Source organism: Magnetospirillum moscoviense, assembly GCF_001650635.1.
In the GTDB taxonomy this organism is placed as follows: Bacteria; Pseudomonadota; Alphaproteobacteria; order Rhodospirillales; family Magnetospirillaceae; genus Magnetospirillum; species Magnetospirillum moscoviense.
Map to the genome: position 1 here is coordinate 37,360 of NZ_LWQU01000075.1, position 22,224 is coordinate 59,583.

Annotated in this window: 21 protein-coding genes; 17 read left to right on the plus strand and 4 right to left on the minus strand. The window is 64.6% G+C overall.

Annotated elements, in window-relative coordinates:
• Positions 1 to 57: 57 nt before the first annotated feature.
• On the minus strand, positions 58 to 2,778 hold the full coding sequence (locus tag A6A05_RS03765; RefSeq protein WP_068497601.1) for a bifunctional acetate--CoA ligase family protein/GNAT family N-acetyltransferase: 2,721 nt from the start codon (positions 2,776 to 2,778) through the stop codon (positions 58 to 60).
• Between the two features lie 208 nt (positions 2,779 to 2,986).
• On the opposite strand from A6A05_RS03765, the gene A6A05_RS03770 reads away from it, so the two are divergent.
• The 6 genes from A6A05_RS03770 (at position 2,987) to A6A05_RS03795 (ending at position 9,439) form a co-directional block, all read left to right on the plus strand.
• Positions 2,987 to 4,396 carry a bifunctional enoyl-CoA hydratase/phosphate acetyltransferase gene (locus tag A6A05_RS03770; protein WP_082910676.1) on the plus strand — a complete coding sequence of 470 codons (1,410 nt, stop codon included), beginning with the start codon at positions 2,987 to 2,989 and terminating at the stop codon, positions 4,394 to 4,396.
• Between the two features lie 9 nt (positions 4,397 to 4,405).
• Positions 4,406 to 5,590, plus strand: coding sequence for an acetate/propionate family kinase (locus A6A05_RS03775; RefSeq protein WP_068497603.1), 1,185 nt, complete (start codon positions 4,406 to 4,408; stop codon positions 5,588 to 5,590).
• Positions 5,591 to 5,669: 79 nt separating this feature from the next.
• Entirely contained in the window at positions 5,670 to 6,047 is a 378-nt protein-coding gene (locus A6A05_RS03780; protein WP_068497604.1) for a cyclophilin-like family protein, read from the plus strand.
• 18 nt (positions 6,048 to 6,065) lie between these two features.
• Positions 6,066 to 7,133 (plus strand): saccharopine dehydrogenase family protein, encoded by a 1,068-nt coding sequence (locus A6A05_RS03785; protein WP_068497605.1) that lies wholly within the window; start codon positions 6,066 to 6,068, stop codon positions 7,131 to 7,133.
• Between the two features lie 45 nt (positions 7,134 to 7,178).
• The gene (locus tag A6A05_RS03790) at positions 7,179 to 7,436 is read left to right on the plus strand and encodes a hypothetical protein (RefSeq protein WP_068497606.1); all 258 of its coding nucleotides are present in this window, start codon (positions 7,179 to 7,181) and stop codon (positions 7,434 to 7,436) included.
• Positions 7,437 to 7,507: 71 nt separating this feature from the next.
• Positions 7,508 to 9,439: a diguanylate cyclase domain-containing protein gene (locus A6A05_RS03795; protein ID WP_068497607.1), complete on the plus strand. Its 1,932-nt coding sequence runs from the start codon at positions 7,508 to 7,510 to the stop codon at positions 9,437 to 9,439.
• A gap of 105 nt (positions 9,440 to 9,544) precedes the next feature.
• On the opposite strand, the gene A6A05_RS03800 is transcribed toward A6A05_RS03795, so the two are convergent.
• From A6A05_RS03800 to A6A05_RS03810, 3 genes are read right to left on the minus strand one after another with little or no spacing between them, the layout of a single operon-like run.
• Positions 9,545 to 9,964 carry a bacteriohemerythrin gene (locus tag A6A05_RS03800; protein ID WP_068497608.1) on the minus strand — a complete coding sequence of 140 codons (420 nt, stop codon included), beginning with the start codon at positions 9,962 to 9,964 and terminating at the stop codon, positions 9,545 to 9,547.
• A gap of 33 nt (positions 9,965 to 9,997) precedes the next feature.
• Entirely contained in the window at positions 9,998 to 10,645 is a 648-nt protein-coding gene (locus tag A6A05_RS03805; RefSeq protein WP_068497611.1) for a uracil-DNA glycosylase, read from the minus strand.
• Complete coding sequence (locus tag A6A05_RS03810; RefSeq protein WP_068497612.1) at positions 10,632 to 11,198, minus strand: LabA-like NYN domain-containing protein; 567 nt, start codon at positions 11,196 to 11,198, stop codon at positions 10,632 to 10,634. The genes A6A05_RS03805 and A6A05_RS03810 overlap by 14 nt, the downstream gene beginning before the upstream one ends.
• 175 nt (positions 11,199 to 11,373) lie before the next feature.
• On the opposite strand from A6A05_RS03810, the gene rpoZ reads away from it, so the two are divergent.
• The 11 genes from rpoZ to A6A05_RS03865 all read left to right on the plus strand — a co-directional run bounded on the left by rpoZ (position 11,374) and on the right by A6A05_RS03865 (position 22,099).
• Complete coding sequence (gene rpoZ, locus A6A05_RS03815) at positions 11,374 to 11,769, plus strand: DNA-directed RNA polymerase subunit omega (protein ID WP_068497613.1); 396 nt, start codon at positions 11,374 to 11,376, stop codon at positions 11,767 to 11,769.
• Between the two features lie 87 nt (positions 11,770 to 11,856).
• On the plus strand, positions 11,857 to 14,010 hold the full coding sequence (locus tag A6A05_RS03820) for a RelA/SpoT family protein (protein ID WP_068497614.1): 2,154 nt from the start codon (positions 11,857 to 11,859) through the stop codon (positions 14,008 to 14,010).
• 16 nt (positions 14,011 to 14,026) lie between these two features.
• Entirely contained in the window at positions 14,027 to 14,773 is a 747-nt protein-coding gene (locus A6A05_RS03825; protein WP_068497616.1) for a pyridoxine 5'-phosphate synthase, read from the plus strand.
• A complete protein-coding gene (gene acpS / locus A6A05_RS03830) occupies positions 14,770 to 15,177 on the plus strand; it encodes a holo-ACP synthase (RefSeq protein ID WP_068497618.1) in 408 nt (135 codons plus the stop codon). The genes A6A05_RS03825 and acpS overlap by 4 nt, the downstream gene beginning before the upstream one ends.
• 94 nt (positions 15,178 to 15,271) lie before the next feature.
• Positions 15,272 to 16,018 carry a signal peptidase I gene (gene lepB / locus A6A05_RS03835; RefSeq protein ID WP_068497621.1) on the plus strand — a complete coding sequence of 249 codons (747 nt, stop codon included), beginning with the start codon at positions 15,272 to 15,274 and terminating at the stop codon, positions 16,016 to 16,018.
• Between the two features lie 4 nt (positions 16,019 to 16,022).
• Entirely contained in the window at positions 16,023 to 16,700 is a 678-nt protein-coding gene (gene rnc / locus A6A05_RS03840) for a ribonuclease III (protein ID WP_068497623.1), read from the plus strand.
• Complete coding sequence (gene era, locus A6A05_RS03845; protein WP_068497625.1) at positions 16,697 to 17,608, plus strand: GTPase Era; 912 nt, start codon at positions 16,697 to 16,699, stop codon at positions 17,606 to 17,608. The genes rnc and era overlap by 4 nt, the downstream gene beginning before the upstream one ends.
• 121 nt (positions 17,609 to 17,729) lie before the next feature.
• Positions 17,730 to 17,939: a hypothetical protein gene (locus A6A05_RS03850; protein ID WP_068497627.1), complete on the plus strand. Its 210-nt coding sequence runs from the start codon at positions 17,730 to 17,732 to the stop codon at positions 17,937 to 17,939.
• Positions 17,936 to 18,667 (plus strand): DNA repair protein RecO, encoded by a 732-nt coding sequence (gene recO, locus A6A05_RS03855; RefSeq protein ID WP_068497629.1) that lies wholly within the window; start codon positions 17,936 to 17,938, stop codon positions 18,665 to 18,667. The genes A6A05_RS03850 and recO overlap by 4 nt, the downstream gene beginning before the upstream one ends.
• A 31-nt stretch (positions 18,668 to 18,698) precedes the next feature.
• Positions 18,699 to 20,921, plus strand: a complete 2,223-nt coding sequence (gene parC / locus A6A05_RS03860; RefSeq protein WP_068497631.1) for a DNA topoisomerase IV subunit A — start codon at positions 18,699 to 18,701, stop codon at positions 20,919 to 20,921.
• An 89-nt stretch (positions 20,922 to 21,010) separates the two neighbouring features.
• Positions 21,011 to 22,099 (plus strand): TRAP transporter substrate-binding protein, encoded by a 1,089-nt coding sequence (locus A6A05_RS03865; protein ID WP_068497633.1) that lies wholly within the window; start codon positions 21,011 to 21,013, stop codon positions 22,097 to 22,099.
• The last annotated feature ends 125 nt before the right edge of the window (positions 22,100 to 22,224 follow it).

The following is a 22,224-nucleotide window of genomic DNA, read 5'->3' on the forward strand; positions in this document are numbered from 1 at the left end:
TATTGTGCGTTAAAAGACCAAAACGGGCAAGGCCCCAGGGCGTCGGGCGGCGATCGCTCAGGCGGCTTCCGGTGGCTCGGGGGAGGTGACCATCGGGGTGGCGAGGTCGTATTCGACCTCGACGATGTCGCCATCGACGATCTTGACCTGCTTGAATCCCAGATGCTCGATGAATTTCAGCATGCGGATATTGTCGCGCAGGACCTGGCCGACGATCTTGCCTGTGCCGCGCGAGCGGCAATATTCGATCATCTTGACCAGCAAACGCTTGCCCAGGCCCGACCCCTTCAGGTCCGAGCGTACCACCACGGCGAATTCGGCCGCCTCGTTGTCGGGATCGGTGATGGTGCGGACCACGCCCAGGGTTTCGTGGCTGCCGTCGCCGTTGGACAATTCGCCGATGAAGGCCATCTCGCGGTCGTAATCGATCTGGGTCAGGCGGGCCATTTCGGTGTGCGGCAATTCGTGCACCAGGCCGAAGAAGCGGAAGCGGATATCCTCGGGCGTCAGCTTCGACACCAGCACATGGTGGTTGGGCTCGTCCTCGGGGCGGATCGGGCGCAACGTCACCGGGCGGCCGTCGGTCATGACGAACACCTCTTCCAACTCGGCCGGATAGGGGCGGATGGCCAGGCGTTCCTCGGCCGGCTTGGCCGGGGCGACCTTGATGGCGGCGTCCAACGCCAGCACGCCCTCGGCGCCGCAGCGCAGCGGGTTGATGTCCAACTCGGCGATTTCGGGGATGTCGATGATCAGCTGGCTGACCTTGATCAAGGTGCCGTGCAGGGCATCCACATTGGCCGGAGGCCGGCCGCGATAGCCCTTCAGCAGCCGAGACACCCGGGTCCGCTTGACCAGTTCGGCGGCCAGGTTGAGGTTCAGGGGCGGCAGCGCCACGGCGCGGTCGCCGATCACTTCCACCGCCACGCCGCCTTGGCCGAACAGGATCACCGGGCCGAAGATCGGGTCGGTGGCGACGCCGACGATCAGTTCCAGCGTGCCGGGCTTACGCACCACCATGTGCTGGACGGTGAAGCCCTCGATGCGGGCGTCGGGGAAGGTGGTCTTGACCCGCTCCAGCATGGCGTGGGCGGCCTTTTCCACCTCGAACGGGCCGTCCAGGTTCAAGACCACGCCGCCAACGTCGGATTTGTGGACGATGTCGGGCGACAGGATCTTCAAGGCGACATCGCCGCCCAGTTCCTTGGCGATGCGGCTGGCCTCGGCCGGATTGTGGGCGATGCGGGTCTCGACGATGGGGATGCCATAGGCGGCCAGCACGCCCTTGGCCTCGGCCTCGGTCAGCATCGAATCGCCCCGGCCCAGCGCCGCGCTGACGATGCGTCGGGCCTGGGCGGTGTCGGCGATGAAATCCACCGCCGCCGAGGCCGGCGTTTCCATCAACAATTCCTGGTTGCGGCGATATTGCAGCAGGTGCAGATAGCCCTGAACGGCGGCACGCGGGGTCTCGAAGGTCGGCACGCCGGCATCCGAAAACAGCTTGCGGGCCTTGGCGACCATGGCGTTGCCGGCCCAGCAGGTCATGATGTTGGCGCGCGGCTTGTCCTTGAACACCTTGATCACCGCCTCGGCCACCTCGGCCGGGTCGGAAATGGCGTTGGGGGCATACATCACCAGCACCGCGTCGATGCATTTGCAATCCAGCAGCGCCTGCAAGGTCTTGGCATAGCGGGCACCATCGGCGTCGCCGACGATGTCGATCGGGTTGCCGCGCGACCAGTTGGGCGGCAGGAAGGCTTCCAGCTTCTCCAGCACGTCCAACGGCAGGTCGGCCAGTTCACCGCCGCCATCGGCCAGGTCGTCGGCGGCGATCACGCCGATGCCGCCGCCATTGGTCAGGACCGCCAGGCGGCTACCCTTCATCGGCCGCGAACGGGCCAGGGTCTCGACCGCGCCGAAGATTTCCTCGATGTCTTGCACCCTCAGCATGCCGGCGCGGCGGATGGCGGCGTCGAACACCAGGTCCGACCCGGCCAGGGCGCCGGTATGCGAGCTGGCGGCCAGGGCGCCGTCGGCCGAGCGGCCGGCCTTGATCACCAGCAGCGGCTTGTTGCGCGCGGCGGCGCGGGCCGCCGACATGAAATTGCGTCGCTGGTCGATGGTTTCCATGTAAAGAAGGATCGCCCGGGTGTGCGGGTCGCTGCCCAGATAATCCAGCACGTCGCCGAACCCGACATCGCAAGAATCGCCCAGATGGATGAAGTGCGAGAAGCCGATGCCCTTGGCGCAGGCCCAATCCAAAACGGTGGTGCACAGCGCGCCCGATTGCGACACGAAGGCGATCTTGCCGGGCAGGGCGTTTTCCGGGGCGATCGAGGCGTTCAGCTTGATGCCCGGCACCAGCATGCCCATGCTGTTGGGGCCCAGCAGGCGGATGCCATGGGCCTTGGCCGCCTCCTTGGCGGCTTCCAGCTGGGTGCGGCCGTCCTCGGTGTGGAAGTGGTGCAGCGCCGGCGTCATGATGCAGGCCGCGCGCGCGCCTTTCTCGCCCAAAGCGTGGATGATGCCGGGAATGGTGGCGGCCGGGGTGCAGATCAGCGCCAGATCGGGCGCTTGCGGCAGCGAGGCGACATCCGGATAGGCCAGTACGCCGCCGACCGAATTATGGTCGGCGGTCACCGGCATGATCGGCCCGGCGAAATCGGCCTGCAAAAGGTTGCGCATCACCACCGAGCCCGCCGCCTTCGGCTCCGTCGTCGCGCCGATCACGGTGACCGATTGCGGACGGAAAAGGGCCTTAAGGTTGCGCACGCTCATGACGTCCCCCGTCTGATACCTTCGTCTAAGCCGGCACTCTACGCCTGTATCTTGTGCGTCGCAACATAAGTGGTCAGTCCAGCGCCTTGGGGAAAACCCGTATATCCGATGTCAAATCGGTGACGCTTTGTCGCGCTTGGTTGTAACCTTCGGCCGACCGTGAAATTATGCCGCATCGCAGCACCGTGCGCGGTCGAAGGAGGGCGTGATGATCGAGATGATGGAAAACCGAACCTGGGATGAGATCCGCATCGGCGACCAAGCCAGTTTGACCCGCACCTGCCGGATGGAGGATGTCGAGCTGTTCGGCGTCGCCACCGGTGACCTCAATCCCACCCATTACAATGCCGAGCAGGCGGAAAGCCTGGCGCATCATCGCAAGATCCTGGCCCATTCGCTGTGGGGCGGCTCGTTGCTGTCGGCGCTGTTGGGCAACGAATTGCCCGGTCCGGGCACCGTCTATAAGGGCCAGGATTTCGAATTCGACCAGCCGGTCGAGGTGGGTGACAGCCTGACCGTCACCATCACCGTCAAGTCCAAGGAAGCGCCGGCCGACGTGGCCTTCGACTGCGCAGCCGTCAACCAGCGCGGCGAGAAGGTCTTTCACGGCGAGGCCCGCGTGCTGGCGCCGACCACCAAGGTGGTGCAGCCCAAGACGGTGCTGCAGGAAGTGTCGCTGCACCGCGCCCACCATGTGTTCGAGGATCTGATCGAACGGTGCGGCCCGCTCGAGCCGATCTCGGTGGCGGTGTGCCATCCGTGCGACCAGGTGTCGCTGGAAGGCCCGGTCGAGGCGTTCAAGCGCGGTCTGATCAATCCGATCCTGGTCGGGCCCGAGGCCAAGATCCGCTCGGTCGCCGCCGAGTTCGGCCTGGACCTGGACGGTATCCGCATCGTCGATACCCTGCATTCGCACGAATCGGCCGAGCGGTCGGTGGCGATGTGCCGCTCGGGCGAGGCCGAGGCGCTGATGAAGGGCAGCCTGCACACCGACGAGATGATGCACGAAGTGGCCAGCCGCGAACGCGGCCTGCGCACCAGCCGCCGCATCAGCCACGTCTTCATCATGGACGTTCCGACCTATCCGCGCATGCTGCTGATCACCGACGCGGCGATCAACATCTATCCGACCCTGGAAGACAAGCAAGACATCGCCCAGAACTCCATCGACCTGGCCCATTGCCTGGGCGTGCCGCAGCCGAGGATGGCGATCCTGTCGGCGGTCGAGACGGTGTACCCGAAGATCAACTCGACCATCGAGGCCGCCGCCCTGTGCAAGATGGCCGACCGTGGCCAGATCACCGGCGCCATCCTGGATGGGCCGCTGGCCTTCGACAACGCCATCTCGGCCGAAGCTGCGCGCATCAAGAAGATCAGTTCTCCGGTCGCCGGTTTCGCCGACATCTTGCTGGTGCCCGATCTGGAAGCCGGCAACATGCTGGCCAAGCAATTGTCCTATCTGGCCGACGCCGACGCCGCCGGCATCGTGGTCGGCGCCCGGGTGCCGATCGTCCTGACCAGCCGCGCCGATTCCGCCAAGGCCCGCCTGGCCAGTTGCGCCGTCGCCGTGCTGTTCGCCCACGCCCGACGCGGCGGCGGCAAGAATGCGGCGGAATAGGGGGACCCGATGAAAGACGCCTATCTGGTCATCAATGCCGGCTCGTCCTCGATCAAGTTCTCGCTTTATTTCGGCAATGGCGATTCAAAGCCGGTGCTGAAAGCCAAGGGCCAGGTCGAGGGCATCAACGTCGCCCCCCATTTCATCGCCCAGGCGGTGGACGGAACGGTGCTGGCCGAACAACGCTGGCCGGCCGACAGCAATCTGGTCCACCAGGATCTGCTGAAGCATCTGATCGACTGGGTCGAGAACCATCTGGACGGCGCCCGATTGGTCGCCGCCGGCCATCGTGTCGTCCATGGCGGCCCGCGCTGGAGCGCGCCGGCCCGCATCACCGACGAATTGCTGGACGAGTTGGAAAGCCTGGTGCCGCTGGCGCCGTTGCACCAGCCGCACAATCTGGCGCCGATCCGCGCCTTGGCGGTGGTCCATCCCGGGCTGGTGCAGGTGGCCTGCTTCGACACCGCCTTCCATCGCACCAATCCCAAGGTGGCCGAAACCTTCGCCCTGCCGCGCGAACTGACCGAGGAGGGGGTGCGCCGCTACGGCTTCCACGGCCTGTCCTACGAGTTCATCGCGCGTCGCTTCAAGGAAATCGATCCCGTGCGCGCCGCCGGCAAGGTGGTGGTGTGTCATCTGGGCTCGGGGGCCTCGATGTGCGCCATCGACAATGGTCGCTCGGTGGCGTCAACCATGGGGTTTACAGCGCTGGACGGCCTGCCCATGGGCACGCGCACCGGCACGCTGGATGCCGGCGTGGTCCTTTACCTGCTGCAGCAAAAGGGCATGAACGCAGCCGAGATCGAGACCCTGCTGTACAAGAAGTCGGGTCTGTTGGGGGTGTCGGGCATCTCCAACGACATGCGGGTGCTGCTGGAAAGCAATGATCCCCACGCCGCCGAAGCGGTCGATCTGTTCTGCTACCGTATCCGCCGTGAGCTGGGTTCGCTGGCCGGGGCCATGGGCGGCCTCGACGCCTTGATCTTCACCGCCGGCATCGGCGAGCATTCCGCCCCGGTGCGGGCCATGGTGTGCGAGGGTGCCGGCTGGCTGGGCATCGAGCTGGATCCGGCGGCCAACGCGGCCCATGCCGACAAGATCACCACGCCCGCAAGTCGTCTGCCCGTCTACGTCATCCCCACCGATGAGGAAATGATGATCGCCAAACATACCCGCGCGGTATTGGCGGGGTGATGCTTTCATTTTTGTGACTCGACCCCACATTTGCTTTAGGACAAGGTGTGGGACTACGAAAAAGGCGGAAGGAACGGCGATGCGGAAGCTTAAGATTTCGGTGGGTAAGGTCCACCTCGAGGTCGAATTGCTCGACACACCGACGGCGGATGCCATCTATGCTGCCGCTCCGTTCGAATCGCGCGCCGCCACCTGGGACGGCGAGGTCTATTTCACCATTCCGGTCAAGGCCGAGCGCGAGGCCGACGCCCGCGCCGTCGTCGAACTGGGCGAACTGGCCTATCGCGTCGAGGGCGAGGCGGTGGTGATCGCGTTCGCGCCGACGCCGGCTTCGGTCGGCGACGAAATCCGCCTGGCGGCACCCGAGAACATCTGGGCCAAGGGTCCAGTGGAACCGCATGCCATGCTGAAGATCGAGCCGGGCGAACTGGTCAAGGTCGAGCCGGTTTCCGCCTGACCTGGAACGGAGGCCTCCATGCATAGCGTCGTCGTCCTTGGATCCGGCAAGATCGGGATCACTGTGGCGGCGATGCTGGCCGATAGCGGCGATTGGCGTGTGACCCTGGCCGATTCCCGGCCTGAGATGATGGCCGGGCAACGCCGTCCCGGCCTTGAACCCATCATTCTGGACGTTACCGACCCGTTCGCGCTGCGTGCCGCGCTGTCGGGCCATCATGCCGTGGTCTCGACGCTGCCGTACTTCCTGTGCGCCGAGGTGGCCGAGGCCGCGCTGGCCGAGGGCGTCCATTATTTCGATCCGACCGAGGACATCGCCACCGCCCACGCCATCCGCAAGCTGGCCCAAGGGGCAGGGACCGTTGCGGTGCCGCAATGCGGCCTGGCCCCCGGCTTCGTCTCGATCGCGGCGAAAAGCCTGGCCGACGGATTCGACGAGATTCTGGATGTCCGCCTGCGGGTCGGCGCCCTGCCGCAATATCCCGACAATGCCTTGAAATATAACCTGACCTGGAGCACCGACGGGCTGATCAATGAATATTGCAACCCCTGTCAATCGGTGGTTGACGGCCGGCTGATCGAGGTGCTGCCTTTAGAGGGGCTGGAACATTTCTCGCTCGACGGCATCGCCTACGAGGCGTTTTCGACCTCGGGCGGGGTGGGGACCCTGTGCGAGACCCTGGCGGGCCGGGTCCGCAATCTCGATTACAAGACGGTGCGCTATCCCGGCCATCGCGACCTGATCCGCATGCTGGCCCGCGACCTGAAGCTGTCGGAGCGGCGCGAGCTGTTTCGCGACGTCATCGAGAACGCCATCCCGATCACCCGCCAGGACGTGGTGCTGATCTTCGTCACCGTGGTCGGGCGCAAGAGCGGACGGCTGATGCAGGAAAGCTGGGTCCGCAAGATCTATGGCGACGATTGCCCGGGCGGGCGTTCGGCCATCCAGAAGACCACCGCCGGGGCCATCTGCGCCATGATCGACCTGCATCAACGGGGCCAGATCCCGCAGACCGGTTTCGTGTGCCAGGAACAGGTGTCGTTGTCCGATTTCCTGGCCAACCGCTTCGGCGCCGTCTATGCCTGAAGGAATGAGGTTGCGAAGCCCCTCGGCTGTCCTATATTCGTCGCCATGAAACGCATCGCCGCCCTTCTTTCCCTTTGTGTGGTCCTGTCGGCCTGTGCGGTGGTCGATTTGGCCGCCCATGGCGTCAAGGAATACGAACGCTCGCGCGGCGAGAACGGCGCGCCGCCCGAGGACGATCTGCAAGCCAGGTCTCAGGCGGCTCAACCCGTGTCGGCGCAGAGGGTTCCGGTGGTCGAGCCCGCGGCCGAGCCGACCCAGCCGGTTCCGCCGCGTGAATCGGTCAATGTCGAAAGCCTGAAATAACCCGATTTCGGCATCGCGTTACCAAGTTCGTCATGTTATGACCCGAGATCGGGCAGCGTGACTGATGGGCAATGGGTAACGCCGAAACCAGACTGACCAGGGATTTGACCATTCGCTATGTCGCCGTTCTGGCGATCATCGGCGGGCTGGCGATCGCCTCGTTCCTGGGGCTGGTCCGCATCTTGATGGATGCCGAGGCCGGCGGCGCCGTCATCGGTGTCGCCGCTCAGCAGCGCCCGTTGGTCGAGCGGGTGGTGTTCGCCGTCGCCAATCTGACCCGCCCGTTGGAATCTCAGGCCCGCCTCGACGAACGCGCGGCCCTGGCCATGGCGCTCGACCGGTTGGAATCGGCGCATTTCGGCCTGGTCGTCGGCATGCCCGAGATCAAGGGGGCGGCGCCGCCATCGGCGGCGATCAAGGCGCTGCTGTTCGGTCCCGATGGCCGGTTGGATCACGAGATGAGGGGCTTCGTCGGCCAGGCCCGCGCCGTGCTGGCCAAGGCCGACCAGCGCCTGCCCGCCGACGATGCCGACGCCAAGGCTTTGTCGCCGAGCCGGGTCGAGCCCTTGCTGGTCCTGCTGGACCGGCTGGTGACCCGTTACCGCGAGGAAAACGACCAGCGGCTGCGGCGCTTGTTCGTGTTTCACGGGGCTGCCCTGGCCGCCACCCTGGCCTTGCTGATCCTGTCGGCGGCGATGGTGTTTCGCCCGATGGTCAGTCGCATCAAGGACGATCTGGCCGAACGGGTCAAGGCGGCCCGTAAGCTCAAGGAATCCGAGGAACGGCTGTGGCGCATCCTCGAGGAAAGCCCGGTCGGCGTATCGGTGTCACGGCGCAGCGACGGTGCCGTGGTCTTCGCCAATTCCCGCTTCGTCGACATCATCAACACCAGCCGCGAGGAATTGATCGGCCACCCGGCCCGCGACCTGTTCCGTAACGAGAGCCAGCGCAAGGCGGTGGTCGAGGCCCTGAAGCGCGACGGTCATATCGACGATGCCGAGGTCCAGTTCATCCGCCGCGGCGGCGAGACCTTCTGGAGCCTTCTGACGCTCCGCTCGACCTTCTTCGAGGAAGAGCCGGTCAACCTGGCCTGGGTCTACGACATTTCCGCCATCAAGGCCGCCCAGGCCAAGGTCCGCCTGACCGCCCAGGTGGTGGAAAGTGCCAGCGAGGCGGTGGTGATCACCAACGCCGCCAACATCATCGAATACGTCAACCCGGCCTTCACCACCATCACCGGCTACAAATCGGCCGAAGTGATCGGGCGCGATCCCGGCTTCTTGAGTTCCGGCCGCCATGAGGCCGAGTTCTATCAAGCGATGTGGGATGATCTGCGCGCCACCGGCCGCTGGCGCGGCGAGATTTGGAACCGTCGCAAGTCGGGCGAGTTCTATGCCGAGCAATTGTCGATCGTCGCCCTGATGAGCGATGACGGCCAGGCGGTCACCCACTATATCGCCATCTTCTCGGACATCACCAACCGTAAGGAAGACGAGGAGCGGATCTGGCGCCAGGCCAATTACGACGCGCTGACCGGCTTGCCCAACCGGTCGTTGTTCACCGACCGCCTGCAGCAGGCGGTGCGGCAAAGCCAGCGCGACGGCAGCCGGTTCGCCTTGATGTTCCTGGACCTCGACGGCTTCAAGGCGGTCAACGACACCTTGGGCCACGCCGCCGGCGACGAGTTGCTGCAGCAGGCGGCCAAGCGGCTGGAAGATTGCGTGCGCGCCTCGGACACGGTATCGCGTCTGGCCGGCGACGAGTTCACGTTCATCATCCCGGGCGTGCACGGCAAGGCCGATGTCGAGCGGGTCGCCGCCAAGATCCTGGAAGAACTGGCCCGGCCGTTCGAACTCGAGGCGGGAAGGGCGGAGGTGCGGGGCTCGATCGGCATCGCCATCTTCCCCGACGATGCCGACACCGGGGCCGCCCTGGTCGGGCGCGCCGACGAGGCGATGTATGCGGTCAAGAAGTCTGGCAAGAACGCCTTCCGCTTCGCCTGATCTAGACCGTTTTCAGCCCGAGCGGAAAACGGTCTAGAGTCTTATGTTTGGCCCGTGCCGGGCCGCTCAGGCGCCGCTCTGGCTAGTCGCATGTGTGAAAACGCTCTAACTCAAGCTGCGCAGGAACGGCTTGAACGGGCGGTCGTTGACGCGGACATGGTCCAGCAGCCATTCGCGCATGAATTGGGAAGTCTCGGTCACCAATTGGTGGGTGGCCGCGTCGTCCTCGTCGGCCTGGTCGAAGCGGTCGCGCAGGGTCTCGGCCTGGACCAGCAGGCGGTCATGGTCGGCCTTGTGCAAGGCCAGGCCGGGATAGCCATGGCGATCCAGCAGCCGCTCCTCGGCGATGAAGTGGGCCTTGGTGCGCAGGATCAGGCGATCCAGCAGGCCGGCCAGTTCCTCCAGGGGGGCGCCCCGGTCAACGGCAATCAGGTACTGATTGCAATACTCGACCATCTCGCGATGGTCCTTGTCGATCGTCGGCAGGTCCAGTTGGTATTCTTCGCACCACTCGATGATCGGCATGGCCCGCCCCCGATTCCCCATACCCTATTGGATTTAGGGCTTCCGGGCCGTCCTGTCCAGAAGGGTGGCAAGCGCTTGATGAAACATCGCCTCGGTCAGGCGCCCGGTATTGGTATTGTAGCGCGAGCAATGATAACTGTCGGTCATGATCAGGCCACCCGGAAGGGTGTGAACCGCACCGTGGGCGAACACGAAGGCCGACTTGCGCAAAGATAGCGCGGTCAACACCGCCTGATGGGCATCTCGGCCGATGGCGAACAGGCCGGCCAGGTTGGGCATGGCCCGGATTTCGGCGGCCAGGAACGGCAGGCAGGCCTTGAACTCGGCCGGCAGCGGCTTGTTGGCCGGCGGCACGCAGCGCACCGCGTTGGTGATCCGTGCGTCCTTCAAGGTGAAACCGTCGGCGGGGTCGGCGCCATAGGTGCCGGTGGCCAAGCCGACGGACTTCAGTGACGGATAAAGCAGGTCGCCGGCATAATCGCCGGTGAACGGCCGGCCGGTGCGGTTGGCGCCCTTGAGGCCGGGGGCCAGGCCGACGAACAGGAAGCGCGCCGACAAATCGCCGAACGAGCCGACCGCGCCGTTGTGCCAGGTGGGCTGGGCGGCGCGGTTGGTGTTGCGGTATTCGACCAGACGGGGGCACAGGGCGCAATCGCGCCCTGGACACTCAGGCGGGGTCACGGGGCATCGCCGGGTCGCGCGGGCCGCCCGAGCGGGCGATCTGGGATTCCAGGTCCAGCAGCTCGATGAAGGTGTCGGCCTGGCGGCGCAATTCGTCGGCGATCATCGGCGGCTGCGAACGGATGGTCGATACCACCGAGACGCGGACGCCCTTCCTTTGCACCGCCTCGACCAGGCGGCGGAAATCGCCGTCGCCGGAAAACAGCACCACATGGTCCATGTAGGGCGCCATCTCCATCACGTCGATGGCCAGCTCGATGTCCATGTTGCCCTTGATCTTGCGCCGGCCCAGCGCGTCGGTGAATTCCTTGGTCGGCTTGGTGACCATGGTGTAGCCGTTGTAATCCAACCAATCGACCAGCGGACGGATCGGTGAATATTCCTGATCCTCGATCAGGGCGGTGTAATAGAAGGCGCGGATCAGGCGGCCCTTCGAGGCAAACAGCTGCAACAGCCGCTTATAATCGATGTCGAAACCGAGCGCCTTGGCGGCGGCATAGAGGTTCGAGCCGTCGATGAACAGGCCGACCCGTTCGGTGTCATAGAAATGCATGGCAATCTCTACTAAATATAGGATGTGGCGGAACGCGCCGGGAATACGCCTAACCTAGGCATCATGGTGGCGGACCGCAAGGACCTTCGAGTCTGGCAGGTCTTGCCTTTTGTGGTGCGGCTGCTCTATAAGCTGGACTCTTTTTCCAGGTCACATCTCAGTTCGAGGAAAATTCATGGCTCGCGTTACCGTCGAAGATTGCGTCGTCAAGGTTCCCAATCGCTTCGAGCTGGTTTTGATCGCCGCTCAGCGCGCGCGCGACATCTCGTCGGGTGGCCGCATCACCGTCGAACGCGACAACGACAAGAACCCTGTCGTCGCCCTGCGCGAGATCGCCGACGAGACCATCGGCCTCGAGCCCTTGCGCAACGCGCTGGTCCAGGGCCTGCAGAAGCACGTCGAGAACGACGAGCCGGAAGAGGACGAGATGGAATCCTTCATGCCCGAGGGCGACCTGGGCTTCGAGGCGATGGCCTCGGAAGAGGATGCCGACGAGGCCGGCCTGACCGTCACCGACGGCGCCGACTTTGATCCCTCGGCCGGTGACCTCGCCGACGGGGACGTGGACTAACCCCATGCGGGCGGCGACGGCCCAGCCCCATCGCCAAGCGCCGCCCAGCATGCCGCGCCACGGAAGGCCTTGGCCCGAGGTGGCGCCATGATGCGTCAGTTCGAACTGGTCGAGCGGGTCAAATCCTATGACCCGGCCGCCGACGAGGACGCCATCAATCGCGCCTATGTCTTTGCCATGAAGATGCACGGCTCGCAGAAGCGGGCCTCGGGCGATCCCTATTTCTCGCATCCCATCGAAGTGGCGGGCATCCTGACCCGCTACCGCCTCGATTCCGCCTCGATCATCACCGCGCTGCTGCACGACACCATCGAGGACACGCCGGCGACGCTGGACGATCTGGAAAAGCTGTTCGGGCCGGAAATCGCCCGCCTGGTCGATGGCGTCACCAAGCTTTCCCGCATCGAGCTGCAGTCCGACCACGCCAAGCAGGCGGAAAACCTGCGCAAACTCGTCATCGCCATGAGCGAGGACATCCGCGTCCTTTTGGTCAAGCTGGCCGACCGTGTCCACAACATGCGCACGCTCAGCTATATCGCCAATCCCGACAAGCGTCGCCGCATCGCGCTTGAGACCATGGAAATCTACGCTCCGCTGGCCGAACGCATCGGCATGCAGGAAATCAAGATGGAGCTGGAGGACCTGGCCTTCGCCGAGTTGCACGGCGATGCGCGCGGTTCCATCATCGCCCGGCTGAATTTCCTGCGCGAGCAGGGCGGCGACCTGATCGGCCGAATCCTGGAAGAATTGCGCAAGACCTTCGAGGAAGCCGGCGTCAAGGCCACGGTGTCGGGGCGCGAGAAGACGCCTTATTCGATCTGGCTGAAGATGCAGCGCAAGAATGTCGGCTTCGAGCAATTGTCCGACATCATGGCCTTCCGCGTCGTCGTCGATTCGATGGAAGATTGCTACCGGGCACTGGGCGTCATCCATTCGAAATATCCGATGGTACCCAACCGCTTCAAGGACTACATCTCGACGCCCAAGCCCAACGGCTATCGTTCCTTGCATACCGGCGTGTTCGGACCCGAGCGTCACCGCATCGAAGTGCAAATTCGCACGGACGAAATGCACGAAGTTTCCGAGTTGGGCGTCGCCGCCCACTGGAAATACAAGGCCGGCGGCGGCCGTATGACCGACGGGCGGCAATATCGCTGGCTGCGCGAGCTTTTGGACATCCTGGAACACGCTTCGAATCCCGACGAATTCCTCGAGCACACCAAGCTCGAGATGTTCCAGGACCAGGTGTTCTGCTTCACGCCCAAGGGCGACCTGATCTCGCTGCCGTCGGGGGCGACGCCGGTCGATTTCGCCTATGCCGTCCATTCCGACGTCGGCGACACCTGTGTGGGCGCCAAGATCAATGGCCGCATCATGCCGCTCAGGTCGCGCCTGCATAACGGCGATCAGGTCGAGGTGATCACCTCGAAGGCGCAGACCCCAAACCCGACCTGGGAACGCTTCGTCGTCTCGGGCAAGGCCCGAGCCCGCATCCGCCGCTTCGTGCGCACCCAGCAGCGCGCCCAGTATCTCGATCTGGGCCGTGCCATCCTGGTACGCGCCTTCCGCCAGGAAAGCTATGACCTGACCGAGCGGGCCCTGGAAGGGGTGATCAAGATCTTCAAGGCCCCCACCGCCGACGATCTGATGGCCATGGTGGGCGAGGGGACGGTCACCGCCAAGGATGTGGTGTCCTCGGTCTACCCCGAGCTGAAGAACGCCCAGAAGACCGACAATGTGGTCCATCTGGGCCGCAACAAGGCCAAGCCGGCCCACGAGCGCGAGAAGCGGGGCAACGCGGTACCGATCCGCGGCCTGATCCCCGGCATGGCGGTGCATTTCGCCGGCTGCTGCCATCCGCTGCCGGGCGACCGCATCGTCGGCATCGTCACCACCGGCAAGGGGGTGACGGTTCACACCATCGATTGCGAGAATCTGGAACAATATGCCGAGACGCCGGAACGCTGGCTGGATATCTCGTGGGACGAGACCGAGGGCAAGGCCCATATCGGCCGCATCGATCTGGTGGTCAACAACGAGCCCGGCACGCTATCGACGGTGACCACGGTGATCGCCAAGAACATGGGCAACATCACCAACCTGAAGATCACCAACCGCACCACCGAATTCTTCGAGATGCTGATCGACATCGAGGTCCGGGACGTCAAGCACCTGACCAATGTCATCGCCGCGCTGCGCGCGACGCCCTTGATCAATTCCGTCGATCGCGCCCGCAATTAGCCAAGGAAAGAGTCTCATGTCCGCGCTGCCGCTCCGTCTGGGCGTCAACATCGATCACGTCGCGACCATCCGGAACGCCCGGGGTGGTCTGCATCCCGATCCGGTCCGTGCCGCCCATCTGGCGGCGGCCGCCGGTGCCGACGGCATCACCGCCCACCTGCGCGAGGATCGCCGCCATATTTCCGACCGCGACATCGAGCGCCTGGCCAACGAGATCCAGCTGCCGCTGAATTTCGAGATGGCGGCGACCGAGGAAATGGTCGCCATTGCGCTGCGCCACCGCCCGCATGCCGCCTGCATCGTCCCGGAAAAGCGGGAAGAACGCACCACCGAGGGCGGGCTGGACGTCGCCGGCCATATCGATTCCTTGCGCCCGCTGGTCGGGCGCCTGGTGGATGCCGGCATCCGCGTCTCGATGTTCATCGAGGCCGATCCGCGCCAGCTGGATGCTTCCAAGGCCATCGGAGCCCCGGTGGTCGAACTGCATACCGGTGCCTATTGCGACCATGACGGCGCCACCCGCGACGGCGAGCTGGCCCGCATCAGAACGGCTGCCGCCCACGTCGCCGCCATCGGGCTGGAATGCCATGCCGGGCACGGCTTGTCGTTCGACACCGTCAAGCCGATTGCTGCCATCGGCTCGATCGTCGAGTTGAACATCGGCCATTTCCTGGTGGGCGAGGCGATCTTCATCGGCTTCGAGGCCTCGATCCGTCACATGCGCGCCCTGATGGATGAAGCCCGCAAGGGGGCCGGCCGATGATCCTCGGCATCGGCAACGATCTGTGCGACATCCGCCGTATCGAGAAGACCCTGGCTCGCTTCGGCGAGCGTTTCACAACCCGAGTCTTCACCGAAATCGAGCGGGCCAAGGCTGAACGGCGGTCGCCGGAACAGCGTGCCGCCACCTACGCCAAGCGCTTTGCCGCCAAGGAAGCCTGCGCCAAGGCGCTGGGCACCGGCTTCGCAAACGGCGTGTTCCTAAAGGATATCGGTGTGGTCAATCTGGCCAGCGGTCAGCCCACCTTCGCGCTGACCGGCGGCGCCGCCCGCCGGCTGGCGGAAATGGTGCCGGCAGGCCAGACCGCCCAGCTTCTGCTGACCATGACCGACGAGCCGCCCCTGGCCGAGGCGGTGGTGGTGATCCAGGCCATTCCCGCCGCTTGACACAAGGCGGCCGGGCTGTTTTGCTCGGCGCCAACCGGGCAGGGCGGTGCCGGGGCATGTTTTCAATTGAATCAAATCATTATGCGGTGATTTTATGTCAAAGGGTAAAGCTGGCGGGACCTGGGAAACCATCAAGACCGTCTTTTACGCCATGGTGATCGCCGGCTTCGTGCGCACCGTGGCGTTCGAGCCGTTCAATATCCCGTCGGGTTCGATGATTCCGACCCTGCTGATCGGCGATTATCTGTTCGTGTCGAAATACGCTTATGGCTATTCCCGCCATTCGGCGCCGTTCTCGATGGGCCCCGCCATGTCCGGCCGTCTGGCCGAGAAGGTGCCCGAACGCGGCGACGTCGTCGTCTTCAAGAAGCCGCCCGAGCACAAGGTCGATTACATCAAGCGGGTGATCGGGCTGCCGGGCGACCGAGTCCAGGTGATCCGCGGCCTGCTGCACATCAACGGTGAGCCGGTCAAGCGCGAGCGCGTCGATGATTTCGTCGAGTTCACCCGCGAAGGCAACATCATGCGGGCGCCGCAATATATCGAGACCCTGCCGAACGGCCGCCAGCACCGCATCATCGAATATGCCGGCGACAACGGCATCGCCGACAACACCCCGGTCTACAATGTGCCGGCCGGCCATTACTTCATGATGGGCGACAACCGCGATAATTCCGCCGATTCGCGCTTCCTGGACGAGGTCGGCTACGTGCCGGCGGAAAATCTGGTCGGCCGCGCCGAGGTGATCTTCTTCTCGGGCGATGGTTCTGCCTCGTGGTGGGAAGTGTGGAAATGGCCGTGGGCCATTCGCTTCGCCCGCCTGTTCGACGGGATAGACTAAGCCGATGAGCCGAATCCTGGCCGACCGCCTGGGCTATGCCTTCACTCGGCCGGACCTGCTGAGCCAGGCGCTGACCCATCCGTCGGTGACCCATGGCCGGGCCCCGCGCAAGGCGACCGCCTACGAGCGCCTGGAATTCCTGGGCGACCGCGTGTTGGGGCTGGTGGTGGCCGAGATGGTGTTCCATCGTTTCCCGACCGAGGCCGAGGGCGAGCTGGCCCGGCGCCATGCCGCGCTGGTCCGGCGCGATTCCCTGGCCCGGATCGCCGTTTCCTGGGGTATCCCGGATTATCTGCTGCTGGCGCGCGGCGAGGAAGAAGGCGGCGGGCGGACCAATCCAGCGGTGCTGGCCGACGCTTGCGAGGCGGTGATCGGCGCGGTGTTCGCCGATGGCGGTCTTGATCCGGCCCGCAAGCTGGTGCTGGCCGCCTGGGCGCCGCTGATGGAAGAAAGCCCGGCCCCGCCCAAGGATGCCAAGACGGCGCTGCAGGAATGGGCGCAAGGATTGGGCCGGCCGCTGCCGGCCTACGAAACCCAAGGGGTCGAAGGGCCTCCCCACGAGCCGGTGTTCCTGGTGTCGGTAACCGTCGAGGGCGAGGCGCCGGTCACGGGCCGCGGTCGTTCGAAGCGGTCGGCGGAACAAGCGGCGGCAACGGCCCTGTTGAAGAAGGTGAAATCATGAACGAGGTGCCGGAAAACGAGCGGCGATGCGGCTATGTCGCGGTGGTCGGCGCGCCCAACGCCGGCAAATCGACACTGGTCAACGCCCTGGTCGGGACCAAGGTGTCGATCGTGTCGCCCAAGGTGCAGACCACGCGCTTTCGCGTGCTGGGCATCGTCATGGCTGGAACAGCCCAGGTCATCCTGGTCGATACCCCCGGCATCTTCCAGCCCAAGCGCCGCCTGGACCGCGCCATGGTCGCCGCCGCCTGGGACGGCGCCCACGATGCCGAACAGATTTGCCTGCTGATCGACGCCTCGAAGGGCTATGACGACGACAGCCGCGCCATCGTCGAGCGCCTGAAGCAGGTCAACCGCCAGGCCATCCTGATCCTCAACAAAGTCGATGTGGTCAAGAAGGAAAAGCTTTTGAAGCTGGCCCAATCCCTGCACGAGGAAGGCATCTTCACCGACATCTTCATGGTCTCGGCCCTGACCGGCAGCGGCCTCGACGCCCTGATGCCGGTGCTGGCCGAGCGCACGCCGATGGGGCCGTGGATGTTCCCCGAGGACGAGGTGTCGGATCTGCCGCAGCGCCTACTGGCGGCCGAGATCACCCGCGAGAAGGCCTTCCTGCAACTGCACGAGGAACTGCCCTACGCCCTGACCGTCGAAACCGAATCCTGGGAGGAAAAGGAAGACGGCTCGGCCCGCATCGACCAGGTGATCTATGTCCAGCGCGAAAGCCAGAAGGGCATTGTCGTCGGCAAGCATGGCCACCAGATCAAGGCCATCGGCGCCGCCGCCCGCACCGAGCTGGAGGCCCTGCTGGAGCGTCGGGTTCACCTGTTCCTGCACGTCAAGGTGCGCGAGGATTGGCAGGACAAGCGCTCGCATTACAACGAATTCGGCCTGGATTTCGATTCTTAGGGCCGGCAGGGATAACCACGGAGGCACGGAGGCACGGAGAAAAACAGAAAGAGATTTTGTTTTCTTCTTTTCCTTCTCCGTGTCTCCGTGCCTCCGTGGTTGAACATTTTTACGAAGCATCATGGACGCACGCTCGCTTGGACTGATTCTGGTGTGGGTCGGCGCCATCTTGCTGGTCGCCGTGCTGCAGCAGCGCCTGCGCCAGGGCGCGCTGGGCGAGGATGCATTCGAGAACCCGCCGCCGGTCGCCCGCTGGGCGGTGGCCATCGCCAGCGCCGGCATGGCCTGTGCCGGCCTGGGCATCCTGCTGACCCTGTGGAGCTTTCTTTGATGGATTGGGACGACGACGCCATCGTGCTGTCGGCCCGCCGCCATGGGGAAAATGCCGCTGTCATCCATGTGTTGACGGGGGCGCACGGTCGCCATCCCGGGCTGGTGCCGGGCGGCATGGGCCGGGCCAATCGTGGCAGCCTGCAGCCGGGTAACCGGGTGCGGGTCGCCTGGCAAGGGCGTCTGGCCGAGCAATTGGGGCGCTTCCGGGTCGAACTGGTGCGCGCCGACGCCGCCTTGCACTTGGCCGATCCCGACCGCCTGGCGGCCTTGTCGGCGGCCTGCGCCGTGGCCGAGGCGGCCCTGCCCGAGCGCCAGCCGCTGCCGGCCGCCCACGCCGCCCTGACCGCATTGTTGGATGCGCTGGAAAGTGACGCATGGGCGACGGTGATGGTCCATTGGGAGCTGGCGCTGCTCCGGGCCTTGGGGTTCGGGCTGGACCTGTCGGCCTGTGCCGTCAGCGGCACCAGCGAGGACCTGGCCTATGTCAGTCCGAAAAGTGGCCGCGCCGTCAGCCGTGCGGCTGGCCAGGACTGGCAAGACCGGCTGCTGGAGCTACCGGCCTTCCTGGTGGCGGGCGGCATCGGCAGCGCCCCGGACGTCGCCCTGGGCCTGAAACTGACCGGCTTCTTCCTGGAACGCCACGTCCTGGCGCCGCAGCGCCGGCCAATGCCGGCGGCGCGGTTGCGATTGGTTGACCGCTTCCTGTCGTCGGGTACTATATATTGATGCGACGTTTTGCCGCCTTTTGGGGACATTCATGACCGAACCTGCCGCTGCCGGCCTTATCCGCGAAACACCGCTGACCGAGGCGCTGGGCGAACGTTATCTCGCCTATGCCATGTCGACCATCGTGTCGCGGTCGCTGCCCGACGTGCGCGACGGGCTGAAGCCGGTGCATCGCCGCCTGCTTTACGCCATGCGCCAGTTGAAGCTGGACCCGCAGGGCGGCTTCAAGAAGTGTGCCCGCGTCGTCGGCGACGTCATCGGTAAGTACCATCCCCATGGCGACGTCGCCGTCTATGACGCCATGGTCCGCCTGGCCCAGGATTTCGCCGTGCGCTATCCGCTGGTCGAGGGCCAGGGCAATTTCGGCAATATCGACGGCGATAACGCGGCGGCCATGCGGTACACCGAGGCCAAGCTGACCGAGGTCGCCGCCGCCCTGATGGCCGGCCTGGACGAGGACGCGGTCGATTTCCGCCCGACCTATGACGGCTCGGAAGACGAGCCGGTGGTGATGCCGGCGGCCTTCCCCAACCTGCTGGCCAACGGCTCGGCCGGTATCGCGGTGGGCATGGCGACCAGCGTGCCGCCGCACAATGTCGGCGAGATCTGCGACGCCCTGAAGCTGTTGATCCGCGAGCCCGATTGTTCGGTCGATGCCCTGGTCGCCCATATGCCCGGCCCGGATTTCCCCACCGGTGGCGTATTGGTGGAGACCCGCGAGGCGGTGCTGGAAGCCTATCGCACCGGCCGCGGCGCCTTTCGTCTGCGCGCCCGCTGGGCGGTCGAGAAGCTGTCGCACGGGCTTTACCAGATCGTCATCACCGAGATTCCCTATCAGGTGCAGAAATCCAAGGTGATCGAAAAGATCGCCGAACTGCTGACCGAAAAGAAGCTGCCGCTCTTGGCCGACATCAGGGACGAATCGGCCGAGGACGTCCGCATCGTGCTGGAACCGCGCAATCGCACGGTCGAGCCCGAGCATGTGATGGAACAATTGTTCCGCAACACCGACCTGGAAACCCGGGCCAGCCTGAACATGAACGTGCTGGGCGGCGACGGCGTGCCCCGGGTGATGAACCTGAAAGAGGTGTTGCAGGCCTTCCTGGATCACCGCATGGAGGTGCTGGAACGCCGTTCCCGCCACCGGCTGGACAAGATCGCCAAACGGCTCGAGGTTTTGGAAGGCTATTTGATCGCCTATCTGAACCTGGACGAAGTCATCCGCATCATCCGCGAGGAGGACGAGGCCAAGCCGGCCTTGATGAAGGCCTTCGGCCTGACCGACGCCCAGGCCGAAGCCATCTTGAACATGCGCCTGCGGTCCTTGCGCAAGCTGGAAGAGATGGAGATCCGCAAGGAGCATGACGCGCTGTCGGCCGAGCAGGCCGAGTTGCAGACCCTGCTGGCCGACCCGGCCAGGCGGTGGAAGGCGATCGCTGTCCAGATCGCCGAGACCCAGAAGAAGTTCGGCCAGGCCACCCAGTTGGGCAAGCGCCGCACCGAATTGGGCGACGCGCCCGGCGCGGTGGTGGTGCCGATCGAAGCCTTCGTCGAACGCGAACCGATCACCATTCTGCTGTCGGAAAAGGGGTGGATTCGCGCCATGAAGGGCCATACGGACCAACTGGACGGCGTGAAGTTCAAGGAAGGCGATCAGTTGCGGTTCTCGCTGAAGGCGGAAACCACCGACAAGATCCTGTTCTTCGCCACCGACGGGCGCTTCTATACCGTCGGCGGCGACAAGCTGCCGTCGGGTCGCGGCTTTGGCGAACCGCTGCGGCTGATGATCGACCTGGCCAACGACGCCGAAATCGCCCTGATCTTCGCCCATCGGCCCGGCCGCAAGCGTCTGGTCGCCACCGATGGCGGCCGCGGCTTCGTCGTCGATGAGGCCGAGGCGTTGGCCCAGACCAAATCGGGCAAAATGGTTCTGAACCTGGGCGACGGCGAGAAGGCCGCCTTCTGCATCCCGGTCGAGGGCGATGCCGTGGCGGTGATCGGTGACAACCGTAAGCTTCTGGTGTTCATGGCCGAGGAAATCCCGGTGATGACGCGTGGCCGTGGCGTGATGCTGCAGAAATACCGCGACGGCGGCATGGCCGACATCAAGATCTTCACCCTGGCCGAGGGACTGAGCTGGAAAAGCGGCGAACGCACGCGGACCGAAAGCGATCTGACGCCGTGGATCGGCAAGCGCGCCTCGGTCGGGCGTCTGCCGCCGACCGGGTTCCCGCGGAACAACAAGTTTATGTGAGGGGACTGGTCAGACCAATTCTTTCATGCGACCATCGGCGATCCCATGTTTTGAGTTTAAGCCTTTTCAAATCATAACGGGAGGAAAGCATGGAAAGACGTTCGTTTCTGAAGGCCGCCGGCCTGGGAGTGGCTTCGACCGCCGTGGCGGCGCCGGCCATCGCCCAGACCATGCCGGAAGTGAAGTGGCGCTTGGCGTCCAGCTTCCCGAAGAGCCTGGACACCATCTATGGCGGCGCCGAGGTGATGGCCAAGCGGGTGTCCGAGGCCACCGACGGCAAGTTCCAGATTCGCGTGTTCGCCGGCGGTGAAATCGTTCCCGGCCTGCAGGTGCTGGATGCGGTGTCCAACAACACCGTCGAAGCCGGTCATACCGTCAGCTACTACTATGTCGGCAAGGACGCGACCTTCGGCTTCGACGCCTCGATGCCGTTCGGCATGAACGCCCGTCAGCAGAATGCCTGGCTGTATCACGGCGGCGGCATGGAACTGATGCGGGCCTTCTTCAAGAATTACAACATCGTCAATTTCCCTGGCGGCAATACCGGCACCCAGATGGGCGGCTGGTTCCGCAAGGAGATCAAGACGGTCGAGGACATGAAGGGCCTCAAGATGCGCATCGGCGGCTATGCCGGCAAGGTGATGGAGAAGCTGGGCGTGGTGCCGCAGCAGATCGCTGGCGGCGACATCTATCCGTCGCTGGAAAAGGGCACCATCGACGCCGCCGAATGGGTCGGACCCTATGACGACGAGAAGCTGGCCTTCTACAAGGTCGCCAAATACTACTATTACCCCGGTTGGTGGGAAGGCGGCCCCAACGTGTCGTTCCTGGTCAACGACAAGGCTTACGACGCCCTGCCGAAGGCTTACAAGGCGATCCTGGAAGCGGCCTGCGCCGAAGCCAACATGGACATGCAGACCAAGTACGACGTCAAGAATCCCGAGGCCCTGAAGCGTCTGATCGCCGGCGGCGCCCAGCTGCGTCCTTATTCCAAGGACATCATGGTCGCCTGCTACAAGGCGGCCCAGGCCACCTATGCCGAGGAAGCCTCGCGCAATCCGAACTTCAAGAAGGTCTACGAACATTGGTCGGCCTTCCTTGCCGATCAGGTGTCGTGGTTCCGCGTCGCCGAGGCCGGCTTCGACGAGTTCATGCGCTACGGTATCCCGAAGAAGTAATCCGCTTCGACGGAAAACCCCGCCCTGGCGACAGGGCGGGGTTTTTTATAGGCTCTATTCGCAATTCGTATTGATATCGTGTAGAATGGCGGAAACGCGGGAGGTTTTGCGCGATGGATCGGAAG